The sequence below is a fragment of the Coprococcus sp. RTP21281st1_F1_RTP21281_210402 genome (assembly GCF_040915325.1).
GTDB lineage: Bacteria > Bacillota > Clostridia > Lachnospirales > Lachnospiraceae > Coprococcus > Coprococcus aceti.
This window is the reverse complement of record NZ_JBCPDQ010000007.1, coordinates 51360-64251: the sequence shown is the minus strand read 5'-3', so window position 1 is coordinate 64251 and position 12892 is coordinate 51360. Positions and strand designations below refer to the sequence as shown.

The 12892-nt window shown below is 44.2% G+C and carries 12 protein-coding genes; 7 read left to right on the top strand and 5 right to left on the bottom strand.

The window, feature by feature from the left end; genetic code table 11:
- The first annotated feature begins 124 nt into the window (after window positions 1-124).
- Window positions 125-2542 (top strand): leucine--tRNA ligase, encoded by a 2418-nt coding sequence (gene leuS, locus AB5150_RS11105; RefSeq protein WP_055273314.1) that lies wholly within the window; start codon window positions 125-127, stop codon window positions 2540-2542.
- Between the two features lie 79 nt (window positions 2543-2621).
- Here the strand turns inward: leuS and AB5150_RS11100 are convergent, their stop codons facing one another.
- From AB5150_RS11100 to AB5150_RS11085, 4 genes are all read right to left on the bottom strand, one after another.
- Window positions 2622-2963, bottom strand: a complete 342-nt coding sequence (locus tag AB5150_RS11100; RefSeq protein ID WP_055146956.1) for a helix-turn-helix domain-containing protein — start codon at window positions 2961-2963, stop codon at window positions 2622-2624.
- Window positions 2964-3127: 164 nt separating this feature from the next.
- On the bottom strand, window positions 3128-3382 hold the full coding sequence (locus AB5150_RS11095) for a hypothetical protein (protein ID WP_015533925.1): 255 nt from the start codon (window positions 3380-3382) through the stop codon (window positions 3128-3130).
- A gap of 2 nt (window positions 3383-3384) precedes the next feature.
- Window positions 3385-3867 (bottom strand): hypothetical protein, encoded by a 483-nt coding sequence (locus tag AB5150_RS11090; protein ID WP_055146954.1) that lies wholly within the window; start codon window positions 3865-3867, stop codon window positions 3385-3387.
- A gap of 168 nt (window positions 3868-4035) precedes the next feature.
- Window positions 4036-4323, bottom strand: coding sequence for a hypothetical protein (locus tag AB5150_RS11085; RefSeq protein WP_055273319.1), 288 nt, complete (start codon window positions 4321-4323; stop codon window positions 4036-4038).
- Between the two features lie 279 nt (window positions 4324-4602).
- Between AB5150_RS11085 and AB5150_RS11080 the strand changes: the two genes are divergently transcribed.
- From AB5150_RS11080 to AB5150_RS11070, 3 genes are read left to right on the top strand one after another with little or no spacing between them, the layout of a single operon-like run.
- The gene (locus AB5150_RS11080) at window positions 4603-5550 is read left to right on the top strand and encodes a hypothetical protein (RefSeq protein WP_238051370.1); all 948 of its coding nucleotides are present in this window, start codon (window positions 4603-4605) and stop codon (window positions 5548-5550) included.
- On the top strand, window positions 5551-6426 hold the full coding sequence (locus AB5150_RS11075; protein WP_015533922.1) for a TPM domain-containing protein: 876 nt from the start codon (window positions 5551-5553) through the stop codon (window positions 6424-6426). It begins immediately after the preceding gene.
- A 30-nt stretch (window positions 6427-6456) separates the two neighbouring features.
- The gene (locus tag AB5150_RS11070) at window positions 6457-7371 is read left to right on the top strand and encodes a hypothetical protein (protein ID WP_022215905.1); all 915 of its coding nucleotides are present in this window, start codon (window positions 6457-6459) and stop codon (window positions 7369-7371) included.
- Between the two features lie 71 nt (window positions 7372-7442).
- Here AB5150_RS11070 and AB5150_RS11065 read toward each other — a convergent pair whose 3' ends face one another.
- On the bottom strand, window positions 7443-8123 hold the full coding sequence (locus AB5150_RS11065; RefSeq protein ID WP_022215906.1) for a YtxH domain-containing protein: 681 nt from the start codon (window positions 8121-8123) through the stop codon (window positions 7443-7445).
- A 172-nt stretch (window positions 8124-8295) separates the two neighbouring features.
- On the opposite strand from AB5150_RS11065, the gene AB5150_RS11060 reads away from it, so the two are divergent.
- The 3 genes from AB5150_RS11060 to AB5150_RS11050 all read left to right on the top strand — a co-directional run bounded on the left by AB5150_RS11060 (window position 8296) and on the right by AB5150_RS11050 (window position 12661).
- Window positions 8296-8565 carry a hypothetical protein gene (locus AB5150_RS11060; protein ID WP_015533920.1) on the top strand — a complete coding sequence of 90 codons (270 nt, stop codon included), beginning with the start codon at window positions 8296-8298 and terminating at the stop codon, window positions 8563-8565.
- A 30-nt stretch (window positions 8566-8595) separates the two neighbouring features.
- Window positions 8596-10374 (top strand): DNA mismatch repair protein MutS, encoded by a 1779-nt coding sequence (locus tag AB5150_RS11055; RefSeq protein ID WP_055146945.1) that lies wholly within the window; start codon window positions 8596-8598, stop codon window positions 10372-10374.
- Between the two features lie 229 nt (window positions 10375-10603).
- Window positions 10604-12661, top strand: a complete 2058-nt coding sequence (locus AB5150_RS11050; RefSeq protein ID WP_015533918.1) for a hypothetical protein — start codon at window positions 10604-10606, stop codon at window positions 12659-12661.
- Window positions 12662-12892 lie beyond the last annotated feature (231 nt).

The window sequence follows — 12892 nt, the reverse complement described above, 5'->3', positions numbered from 1 at the left end:
CTTATACCAAAAAACAGTTTGAAAAACACAGCATATATGCTAATATAGTTAAGATTAGAGAGGAATCGGGCGAAAAAGCGTTATAAAGCCTGAAAAGATAAATTTCAAGGAGGCATTTTCAAAAATGGCTGAGACATACAACCACAAAGTCGTTGAAGGAAAGTGGCAGAAGGTCTGGGATGACAACAAGGCATTTGCTGCTACAGATGATTATTCAAAACCAAAGTATTATGCGTTAGTTGAATTCCCATACCCATCAGGACAGGGACTTCACGTAGGTCATCCAAGACCATACACAGCGCTTGATATAGTAGCAAGAAAGAGAAGAATGCAGGGCTACAACGTTCTGTATCCAATGGGCTGGGATGCATTTGGTCTCCCTACAGAGAACTATGCGATCAAGAACAAGATCCATCCAAAGGAAGTAACCAAGACAAATGTTGCAAGATTCAAAAAGCAGCTCCACTCACTTGGATACTCATTCGACTGGGACAGAGAGATCAACACAACTGATCCTGAATATTACAAGTGGACACAGTGGATATTCCTCAAACTCTTCAAGGCTGGTCTCGCATACAAGAAGGAGATGCCTATCAACTGGTGTACATCATGTAAGGTTGGTCTTGCAAATGAGGAGGTTGTCAATGGCGTATGTGAGCGTTGTGGCAGCGAGGTTGTCCGCAAGGTTAAGTCTGAGTGGATGCTCAAGATCACAGATTACGCAGACAAGCTCATTGAAGGACTTGACGGCGTGGATTACATCGAGCGTGTAAAGGTTTCACAGAAGAACTGGATCGGACGTTCAACAGGAGCTGAGGTAGATTTCTCAGTAAAGGGCAAAGAGGACAAGCTCCGCATATATACAACAAGATGCGATACATTATTCGGAGTAACATACATGGTTGTTTCACCAGAGCATCCAATCCTTGACAAGTACAAGGACGAGATCGGCAACTGGTCAGACATCGAGGCATACCGTGAGCAGGCAGCGAAGAAGAGCGACTTTGAGCGTTCAGAGCTTGCAAAGGATAAGACTGGTGTATGCATAGACGGACTCACAGCCATCAACCCTGTAAATGGCAAGGAGATCCCTATATACGTATCAGACTATGTACTCATGAGCTACGGAACAGGTGCTATCATGGCGGTTCCTGCACATGATGACAGAGACTGGGAATTTGCAAAGAAGTTCGGACTTCCACTCATCCAGGTTGTTGCAAAGGATGGCGAGGAAGTAGATATAAATGAGGCTGCATTTACAGACGTGGCAACAGGAGTGCTCATCAACTCAGATTTCCTCAACGGCCTTGAGGTAAAGGATGCAAAGGAGAAGATGATAAAGTTCCTGGAGGAGAAGGGTATCGGTCAGGCAAAGACAAACTACAAGCTCCGTGACTGGGTATTCTCACGTCAGAGATACTGGGGCGAGCCAATTCCTATCGTTCACTGCGATAAGTGTGGTTATGTACCTATCGACGAGAGCCAGCTTCCGTTGCTTCTTCCAGAGGTAGACAGCTACATGCCGACAGACAACGGCGAGTCACCACTTGCAGCTATGACAGACTGGGTAAACACCACATGTCCATGCTGCGGCGGTCCTGCAAAGAGAGAGACAGATACCATGCCACAGTGGGCTGGATCATCATGGTATTTCCTGAGATATACAGATCCTCACAACACAGAGGCTCTTGCAAGCAAGGAGGCACTCAAGTACTGGCTTCCTGTTGACTGGTACAACGGAGGAATGGAGCATACAACACTCCACCTTCTGTATTCAAGATTCTGGCACAAGTTCCTGTACGATCAGGGCGTAGTTCCTACATCAGAGCCATACCAGAAGAGAACATCACATGGTATGATCCTCGGTGAGAACGGTGAGAAGATGAGTAAGTCAAGAGGCAACGTTGTAAATCCTGACGACATCGTAGATGTATATGGCGCAGATACACTTCGTACCTACGAGATGTTCATCGGAGCATTTGACCTTGCAGCTTCATGGTCAGAGGATGGTGTCAAGGGATGTAGAAGATTCCTCGACAGAGTATGGAAGCTTCAGGACAGTGTGACAGACGAGAAGGGCTACTCCAAGGATATGGAGACCAAGATGCACCAGGTTATCAAGAAGGTTTCAAATGACTTCGAGAACCTGAAGTACAACACAGCTATCGCAGCCATGATGGCACTTCTCAACGACTTCTACAAGAAGGGAAGCGTTACAGCAGATGAGTTCAAGACACTGCTCATCCTGTTAAACCCTGTTGCACCTCATATCACAGAGGAGCTGTGGTCAGTAAAGAACTATGGCGGATATGTATATCAGCAGACATGGCCAGAGTTCGATGAGGCAAAGACAGTAGAGTCAACAGTAGAGATCGCTGTACAGATCAACGGTAAGACTAAGGCAACACTTGCGATCGGCAAGGAGGATCCAAAGGATGAGGTTATCGCAAAGGCTAAGGAAGTGATCGCCGACAAGCTCACAGGTAACGTTATCAAGGAGATCTATGTTCCTGGACGTATTGTGAATATTGTTATGAAATAAAAAACTATAAACATGAGAAAGCCACATGGAGAAAAATCCATGTGGCTTTCTTGATGTTAAATATATATCGGATTATCATTTATTTCAGATAAGGCAGCAGATTCTTGAGTGCGCTGTATGCACTGTCACGTTTGTACAGTGGTATCGATTCCACCAGTCTGTCAAGATCGTCATGAGTGATATAATCCTTGTTCTCGGGGGTGGTGGCCGGTTCCTTTCCGAACACCAGAAAATCCAGTGGCGCATCAAGAACAGTTGCGATATTGGCGAGAGTATATATACTCATACTTTTGTATCCATGTTCCAGTTCATACACATAATGAGGAGACACTTTTATTTTCTCGGCAAGCTGTTCCTGAGTAAGATTATGAGCCTTTCTCACATTTCTTATCCGCAATCCCAAGTCAAAGATATCTATCACAATAACCTCCATCTTGCTGAAACAATATCTATCAGCTACATTTTATGCAAATAGTATCTGCCAATAACGGTATCGTCAGCCAGAAACTATCAGGTACAAAAATGTGAAACTATAGCTGATAGCTACAAAAATGAAATTGTGTTACATTCAGTGAGATGCATTTTTTACAGCATGGACTTTATCATATTTATCTTTTGTTTTTCCTGTGGAGACATGCCTTCGCTCAGAACATCCAGAACGATCTCGGACTCGGATCTGCTGAAGGAGAGATCCCTTTTTTGCAGTTCTTTGTTGATCTCCATTAGCTGGGGGAGCATCTGCTCCGGAGTCATGGTGGACTGGGAGTTGGATAATCTGAGAAGAATTTCCCTTTTTAGCGGATGCATGTTTTTTAGTCTTGGGTCATTTTGAAGATTCATGTTTAATATCCCTCCATATCATATTTTTCAAACAGGTCTTTGACGGAGCTGTATATATCCTGGGATGACTGGGATTCAGTGTTGTCGTAGTTTTCTTCGCCCTCGGTTTCAGAGGCAGTTCTGCTTTGATAGTGCCGGTACAGAGAATCCGTGGATTGTTGTGTGTTCATGGCTTCCATGGTCTTCATCATATCCATGGCTTTTTTCATGCTGGCAAACTGGTTCCTGATATCGGGAAATCCACACCCGGCAAGGGATGACAGTATATCATCCTGATTGTTTATATCTTTGTGGAGTCCACAGGAGTTTACATAATTTGTATCGCGCAGAGCATTCAATATGGTCTGAAGTTCCATGATCTTTATGTACATTGCCAGAGGAGCTTTCATACGGTCGTCCACAAATGGGAGAATGGCCTCCATCATGAACAGGCGGTCATCTTTTATTAAGTTGTCCAGTGGATGATGGAAGTTGCCATTAAACATATGAAGCTCCGTTTCATGCAGTGATCACTTGGTAAGACAGCTATACTATATTCTATTGATTTTTAGTAAAAAAAATACCAGCAGAATTGCTTCTGCTGGCCACTTTCTGTGGATACCGGACAACCTTTCTGCCCGATATCCCGTTTATGGATAATGGTGAATCCGCTGTTAGCAGCAGCCGCAATCATTGCCGCCGCAGCCACCGCAGCCACATCCGTTGTTATTGCCACAGCCACCGCAGCAGAATAAGAGAAGGATGATCCAGATGCAGCTATTGTCATTGCCACAACCGCTGTTTAAACCGAAACCATCGCCGCCGCAGCCACCGCAGCAGAGGAGAAGGATGATGATCAGAGTGCAACTGTTGCATCCACATGAACCTCCGCAAGAAAGTCCATTTCTGCCGCCACAGCCACAACCGCCACAGGCACACTGTGTTGCTGATAAATCACTCATGGTAAGCCTCCATTATTTTGTTCATGGTTTAACATATTCGCATGAACATGATGTGTTACACATTTGTTCAAAAAATATTTTGTTTCATTTAAGATATCTAAAATGTGTTATAAAGCCGCCTTAAGGCATCCAATTCGATGTTCTAAAAACAGATTTACTATGCTATAATAAGCGCAGGTACGCTGAGAATCAGCGTAGGAAGTTTGGAAGGAAAACGATAAAAAAGGACAGGGGGAAGATAACTTGCTATATCGTTGTGTGAATTGTGGGGGTAACGTAGTGTACGACCCTGCGAAGAAAAAGATGGTCTGCCTTAGTTGCGGGGGAAGCGACTGTCAGGAACTGGTTCCATCACAGGAGCCTGTAATATGTATAAACTGTGGTTCACAGATACCTTACACGGAGTATCAGTCTGCGGGAAGATGCCCTTCATGTGGAACATATCTGCTCAGGGATGACAAAGTAAATTATCCGTATGGGGCTGATGTGATACTTCCTTTTAAGATATCAAAGCATGAGGCTGAGGAGAAGCTGAGGAATGAATTTGGTAAAAAGCTATTTATACCGGGAACATTCCTTTCACAGAAGACGCTTGAGGCGCTTAAGGGAGTGTATGTCCCATTCTGGATGTACGATTATGATTCGGATGTGGCTTATGAGGCCATAGGAACAAAGGTCAGATCATGGACGTCTGGAGACAAGAGATATACAGAGACTTCATATTTTGATGTCGGAAGAAGCCTGCATGTGAATTATGAGGGCATACCGGTTGATGCATCCATAGCCATGGAGGATGGAATCATGGATCTCATGGAGCCGTACAACTACAAAGAGCTCATGCAGCATGACAACAAGTACCTCTCGGGATTCGATGCGGAGACTTACAATATGCCGCCGAATGAGGTGGAGCCGAGGGCTCAGGCAAAGGCGGAGAAGGCAAACAGAGATTGGGTGAGAAGCACCACAACCGGATATTCATCACTTACAAATGAGAGATTCAGAAACAACAACAGACTCACGGGAACAAAGTTCGGACTCATGCCGGTGTGGGTATATGAGTACCGTTTCCAGGGCAAAAACTATAAGTTCTATGTCAACGGACAGACTGGAAAATGTGTTGGAACAGAGCCGAAGAGCATGAGTAAGGCAGTTGGACTTACCGCACTTTTGTTTGGCGCAGCATTTGTATTGCTTGATGGCTTGTCTATGTTATTGGGGGTGTTGTAAATGAATGCAGTAAAGAAATTTATCGTGGCAATGCTCGTGGTACTTGGACTTGGAATAGTGTTCTTTATAGGATACTTTGTGAAATCAAATGCCAATCTCAAGCATGACGCCAGAAATAATACAGAATGTAAGACAAATGAGAGAGTGTTTGACTATGCAGATAAGCTGTCTGATTCAGAGGAGGAGACTCTCCGCGGGGAGATAGCAGAATTGGAAGATAAAGTGGGTATGGACTTTGTTGTCGTTACCATGGATCAGTACACAGATCTGTCAGAATATGATGCCGATGCAGTTTCATATGACATAGAGTCTAACACAAAGGATATAGCAGAGAAGATCTGTGATTATTACAGATTCGGCTGGGAAGAGTGGCCTGCAGGAACATATCTTGACGGCAGGGATGCCAGCACAAGCGTAGTTATAGTTGCCAACTGGCAGGAGAACGACGGATATGTTTATCTGTGCACAGCCGGCAAGGCGAAGAAGAGAATAAGTGATTCCAAGGCGACATCCATAACGGAATACGGTGGAAAGATACTCAGATCGGATACTCTTGGAGCATTTGAGAGAATGATGTCAAGAACAGAGACGGCTATGAAGAGCAGCACAGGAGGATTAAAGTTCCTGTCACCATTTATATGCTTCCTTGTATCTCTGGGAGCAGCCATCGCATTCTGCATCGTGAATCTGTCGAAGAAAGCAGGAAAAGATACCACAACAGCTTCTACATACAGCGATGGAAATGCCAAGGAGCTTGACAGAAGAGATATATTTATACGTAAGGAAGTAACCAGCGTGACTATCCAGAGCAGCTCAGGAGATTCTGGTGGATCAGGCGGTGGCGGTGGTCATGGCGGTGGCGGAAGCCATTTCTAAAAATCTGACCGTACGCGGGAAAGACATATTATGAAGAACAGGAAGTTTGAAAGTTATATTCTAAAAAACAGAATACCCGGGATCATTCTATCACTGATCATGGTGGGATGCATGATCATCATGGCGTGGCATTTCAGTCTGCCGGACAGGATAAGGAGCAGGACATACAGAAGTATAGCTGATGTGGAATCCAGGGCGAATCCGAACGACAGGGATGTGACGATAACCGTGGATCGGGCGGATTATATAGGATACGATTATTATGTGGATTCTGAGAGGCAGGGCAGGTACTACTACTGTCAGCAGGATGGCAGATATGCCATCCTGCTCATCAGGAGTAACGAAGATGTACTGCTGAATTATACGCTGAGAGGCAGAGTAGTCTCTGCGGATGATGTGTATACATCGATAGTTGATGGCCTTGCACAGGACATGGGGATACCATCCCAGCAGCTTGAGAGCAAGGTATATCCACTCATAATAAGTGAGGTGGATTTTCCGAGGATCTATTATAATATGATGCTGCTGGTTCTTGTGCTGACGGCTCTGTGGGCGTTATATAATATAGTCAGATGTATATACAGTGTGTGCTGTCCATGGAAGGTGTCAGGAATGCAGGTCGTATCGGGCGGAAAGGCAGACAGAAATACTGTCAGGGATATAGATGAACAGCTCAGATACAATCTCTACTATGATCAGGATGGTATAGCCATAACAGACAAATATCTGGTATATCACGGAACCTGGCATACGGATGTGGTGGAACTCAGCACCATAGAGACGTTCAAGAAGCTCAGAACATCGGCGAATATAGGGCCGGCAGACAAAAAGATATACAAACTACTCATGGTGGATGTGGATGGCGTGACATATGAGCAGGACTTCAAGACGGAGGCTGCCATAGATGAAGCATTGTCATATCTGAGAGATTCAGGGAAAAAATAAAACAGTATATGCGGTTCGTTATCAAACGGATCGCACATACTGTTTTTGTTTTGCCTATTGTACTGTGCAGACTATACGTCAAGCTTGTCCTGATCGGAGAGCACTGATGGATCCTCAGATACATCTGAAAGTCCCATGTACTCATCGCCGATTACCTCTGATGTCTCAGCAGCAGCGGCATTTGCAACGGCACCAGTTGCCTCGGCGAGAACATCCTCAGCCTCAGCTACGGTCTCGGTTACGGCCTTTGCGGTTGTCTCATCCGGAATATCCGCTGTGGCTTCCGGGGTTACAACATCCTCGGTTGCGGCTTCTTCGGATGTGGTTTCTTCTGCTCCGGTGGTGTCTTCGTGAAGTGTGAAATATTCACGGTCGCCATCTTCGGTGGAAGCAGCTTTTTCCTTAACCTTGTCCTTGAGCTTGTCATATGTGTCGGATACTGTATTCTTTGCTTTCTGGACTGTCTCGGAATCTTTTACTTTATTGTAGGTATCCTTGATCGTATCCTTTGCCTTTTGGACTGTCTCAGAGTCCTTTACCTTGTGGTATGTTTCAGAGTCCTTGATCTTTTTGACTGTCTCGGAGTCCTTTACTTTGTGGTAAGTATCTGTAGCTGTGGCTTTTGCCTTCTTTACAGTATCATTGTTCTCAACTGTCTGGTAAGCTTTCGTTGTCTTGATCTTGTCTTTGAATAAGTAGCAGACACTTCCTGCAGCGGCAAGAGTGAGCGCCATTTTTGCCAATTTGTTCATGATAAAAATCTCCTTCCCATAGAATATAACCTGTCCATTTATTTTAATATGTATTCGTGTCAAATGCAATAAGTGTGGTGGATTGATTCACAGGAATTAATATTTGCGAATGATATACCGTGTATGATATATTCATCTATAATGGAATGTATATGTGGAGGTAAAATGGAACATGAATAATAGTGGACAGGATTACAACAAAGAAGAACAGGCGATAAAGGCACTTCAGAAAAACTATTTTCTATGTGCGGCACTCACACTGGCAGTGGGAGTTGGAATGCTCGCATTTACATCATATAAGGTGATCGGAATAATATGCATCGTGCTGTGTGTGGTATTTGGGGTAATGGGTATCGTGCTCGTTGTCAAGCCGGACATGATAGATGTATCAGAGGATGGTGTGATGTCATATAAGAAGAAGGACAAGCCGGACAAAAAGTAAATATATTGTTTTTTATGAAAGGACGATAACATGAACGAATACAAGGACGAAAGGGACATTTTGGAGAAGGACATCAAGGCGCTTGAGGGGAAGTCTGCAACGTATTCAGGGGTTAGATTTGTGATGTTCCTTGCAGCTCTGGCAGGGCTGATAATAGGCATATATGACAACAGAGTGACAGTGCTGATCCTGGGAATAATAGCCGCTGTGGCATTTGTCGCAATGGTGTTTATCCACGGAAAGCTTAGTGAGGAGCTGGAATATAAGAAAGCCAAGTCGGAGGTGCTCAGGAGGTATATAGAGAGATTCGGCGACGGCTGGAAGAAGTTTGAGGACAACGGTGCACAGTATCTCGGCGATGACGATCTGGTTGCAAGGGATATGGACCTTCTTGGACAGAGCTCTCTGTATCAGTTTATCTGTGTTGCGGGAACCGAGGAGGGAAAAAGGGCTCTCGCCGAGAGTATACGCGATCCGAAGTACGATATAGCAGACATAGAGAAGCGCCAGGAGGCGATAAAAGAGCTCACTTCAAAGAGAGAGTTCTCGATGGATTTTGAGACCCTCGGTGTGAAGACCGGAATGGGCAAAAAGAAGAAATATACCGCGGATGAATTTGTGGCATACTGCAATGGCGATGACCATATACCTGCGGTGTTCAACATATTGAGATTTTTACTGCCGGCGATAACACTGGTGGCATTTATACTTGGAATAATGGGTGAGATAAACATAGGCTGGACGCTTGTCTCATTCTTTGTTGTGCTTTTGTTCTCCTGGCTTTTTGGCGGAGTTGCGGGTCAGGCTGTCATGCCGATGATCTCATTTGGCTATGTGATAGAGGACTATATAAGAATGTTCGAGCTGATCTCCAGGGAGAATTTCGACAGTGAACTTTTAAATGATATCAAGTCGCATCTGTCAAATGACTCTGGTGCCCTGGCGGCTATAAGAAAACTGAGGACGATAAGTGCGGCGTTCAATATCAGATACAATCCTATAGTTCATCAGATACTGTGTGGACTTATAATGTGGGACTTCCACATAGGCAGGATGATGGACAAATGGAAACAGAAGAATGGACAGAGCGTTGAGGGCTGGATAAAGGCTGTCTCTGATATGGAGGAACTCATGTCATTTGCTGTCCTTTCAAGAACGAGGGAAGTGAGCTATCCACAGGTCGGCGCAAATGCCAGAGTGCATGTCACCGCCAGGGATATGAGACATCCTCTGATAAGCCCTGATACAGTCGTGGCAAATGATGCGGACTTCAAGGGCGGTGCCACGATAATAACCGGAAGTAATATGTCCGGAAAGACGACTTTCCTCAGAACACTGGGTATAAATCTGGTGCTTGCATATGCGGGCGCTCCAGTGTGTGCGGGCTATATGGAGGCTGACAGGATGAAGATATTCACATCCATGAGGGTGACCGATGATGTCAGCAATGGAATATCAACGTTCTATGCAGAGATACTCAGGATAAAGACGATGGTTGAGTACAGAAAAGAGAACAGACCTATGCTCTGTCTTATAGATGAGATATTCAAGGGAACAAATTCTGCTGACAGAATAGTGGGAGCAACACAGGTCATCAGAAAGCTTGCGGGAGCGGGTTCAATGACACTGGTATCGACACACGATTTTGAGCTGTGTGATCTCAAGGCGGAGGACGGAACACCTGCTGCGAACTATCATTTCGAGGAATATTACGAGGGAGACCAGTTGAAATTCGACTATAAGAAGAAGGATGGCAGGTGTACCACGACAAATGCCATGGCGATACTTCACATGGCAGGACTCGACTGATGCTGAAAAATGGCATTATCTGGCATAACAGTAAAAATGCACAAAAAATGCGATTTTTTTAGTGCTATAATTTTTGGGTAATTATGCACAATGACAGTTATCAGTAATAACCAAAAACTTTGTTGAATGATTTTACCAAATATGTTATATTTGGAGTAGTGATTTGAGGGGAATAATACAAGAATATTCGTAAGCCAGACATACGAAAACAAAAGGAGGTAGACATATTATGTTACCAGCAAATATAGGACAGGCAGGGGATAACGCATTATCAATAGCGGCATCCAGTAATAAAGGAACACTTATTCGTTATCTGAATGATCAGGTTGAGGACGGATTCTATACATTGGTTATAGACAGCCTGAAGGATTCTAATTTTGATCTGTCGACCATGACAGTGGATGACGAGGTTCGTGCTCAGTGTACAAAGCTGTATGAGCTTGCAGAGTTTGTAGACTTCAATATAAAGGCGACCGGACACTATGCGATCGAAGAGTGGATAGAGCCTTTATTCAGATTTGTATATGGTGATATTGACCCTACCGATATAGATGCGCCTGTATCAGCTACAGGTGTTTATCGTTACAGTGTATGGCTGCTGTATCTCTTACAGCTTGAGAAGATCCCAGAGTGCATGAGACTGATCGGGGATAAGATCGCTCCACTTCTCATAAACATTTCATACCAGATACTTGAGGATGATGACAGACCAAAGAACTTTGACAAGGCTCTGCTCGGATACCTGGATTTGATCAATGTGGTTATGGAGATGGATATCTCAGCCAAAGACATAGGATCTGATTCATATATCAACAACCTCGAGGTACTTTATGATTACGTCATCGAGGATGCACATGCACCTAACGATTACAAGATACAGTTATCTATCAATCTCTTCTCTATCTACATTGCGAACAAGCAGTATGAGAAGGCATTCCAGTTCTACGGACTGAACGCAGAGTACATACCTATAGATAACCTGTCAGTATACTCCAACTTCAAGGAGCTCATCAAGAATGTCACAAGCACAGAGGCAGCAAAGATCCTCAGCAGCAAGGTGGCTTCAGAGATCTCCAAGCAGGAGGTATACAACAAGAGGATAGATTCACTGCTTAATGAGACCTGCGCATTTACCAAGAAGGTATATCAGGCCATCGAGAATGAGCCGGAGGTCAAGAAGGTACTTCAGACACTTGGTTCAGGAGCACAGCTCAGCGGACGTCAGAACATTCCTGAGGGAGCATATGAGTACAACAAGCTCTTCATAGAGTGTGGAATCAAGGCATATGTTAACTCTGATATAACACAGAAGTCATATGAGGAGAAGTATGAGAGTCTGGAGATCCTCTCCAAGGCACTCAATGTACTGTTTGAGGGATACAGCTTGTATGAGGTATCGAACAAGATCGAGGATCAGTACATAGAGCTCACATGGTGCTGCAACTTCCTGAACGCCAATCCTTCAATGCTGAAGGCATTCTTCAGTGTAAAGGAGAAGGTAAAGGTATTTGATGTCAGAAAGAAGTCAATTGTTGAGAAGAACAACAAGAACAAAGAGGTTTACTCAATGCTTGACAATAGACAGAAGATCCTTCTGTTCATGGCTGCTGAGGATATGGTCGTTAACGGACTCAACAGTACCAAGAAGATGGTTCTTGCATCAAGCTACGATATCAACACAGCCAAGAAGTACCTGCATGAGACATATGTCAGAACAGCTCTTCCTGAGAAGTATAAGGAGGAAAATGAGCAGGGTGGCGGTGGTCTCTTCGGTAAGAAGCAGCAGGCTATGCCGGCTGATCTGGTATCACTGTGTAAGGTAGCTATTGTTGAGGAGATGCTGTGCAAGTCAGAGTACCTGTACCATCAGCACACTCTCAAGGGAATAGACAAGCCATCAAACGAGGAGATGACATACTCTGTAGCATGTCTGATCAAGTGTATCAACCATATGATCAACAAGAAGAGCAAGGCTGCTGCAGCTCCTAACAAGAAGGTCATCATAACCAAGACAGGTAAGGTTATAGAGCTCAACGATGAGTCAGGACAGGCACTAGAGAAGCAGGAGTCAGGAATCATCGAGGCTATAGACAATATAGTTGTCCAGCTCAAGGATAAGAGTGAGAGCAACGTCAAGTATGTAAAGGATTACATTGAGGATCTTATGAATACACTCATGAAGTACAACTGGGATATGAATGTACAGCTTGATGAATTCTCAGGTGAGGAACTCAGAAACAAGGCCTTCCTTGTTATCAAGAAGCTCAACTATGATCTTCTCAAGTAATCTGATATTACAGGACAATTAAAAATATCAATATATTATGTGAAAAGCACCGGAACAAACTATAAGTTTGTTCCGGTGTTCTTTTTAAGGGTGGAAAAATATAGTTGTATATGCTAGAATAGGTTGGATTTAATAAAGATATAAGATCAGGAGGATAAGAAATGGCAAAATTCATCAAGACACCGGTAAAAGGTATGTGTGATCAGCTTCCGGCTGATATGAGGCTTAGAG

Bases quoted from the DNA above. Each gene is read 5' to 3' on its own strand.
- leuS (WP_055273314.1), top strand. From the start codon at position 125: ATGGCTGAGACATACAACCACAAAGTCGTTGAAGGAAAGTGGCAGAAG.
- AB5150_RS11095 (WP_015533925.1), bottom strand. From the start codon at position 3,382: ATGAATCTTCAAAATGACCCAAGACTAAAAAACATGCATCCGCTAAAA.
- AB5150_RS11090 (WP_055146954.1), bottom strand. From the start codon at position 3,867: ATGTTTAATGGCAACTTCCATCATCCACTGGACAACTTAATAAAAGAT.
- AB5150_RS11085 (WP_055273319.1), bottom strand. From the start codon at position 4,323: ATGAGTGATTTATCAGCAACACAGTGTGCCTGTGGCGGTTGTGGCTGT.
- AB5150_RS11075 (WP_015533922.1), top strand. From the start codon at position 5,551: ATGAATGCAGTAAAGAAATTTATCGTGGCAATGCTCGTGGTACTTGGA.
- AB5150_RS11070 (WP_022215905.1), top strand. From the start codon at position 6,457: ATGAAGAACAGGAAGTTTGAAAGTTATATTCTAAAAAACAGAATACCC.
- AB5150_RS11065 (WP_022215906.1), bottom strand. From the start codon at position 8,123: ATGAACAAATTGGCAAAAATGGCGCTCACTCTTGCCGCTGCAGGAAGT.
- AB5150_RS11060 (WP_015533920.1), top strand. From the start codon at position 8,296: ATGAATAATAGTGGACAGGATTACAACAAAGAAGAACAGGCGATAAAG.
- AB5150_RS11055 (WP_055146945.1), top strand. From the start codon at position 8,596: ATGAACGAATACAAGGACGAAAGGGACATTTTGGAGAAGGACATCAAG.
- AB5150_RS11050 (WP_015533918.1), top strand. From the start codon at position 10,604: ATGTTACCAGCAAATATAGGACAGGCAGGGGATAACGCATTATCAATA.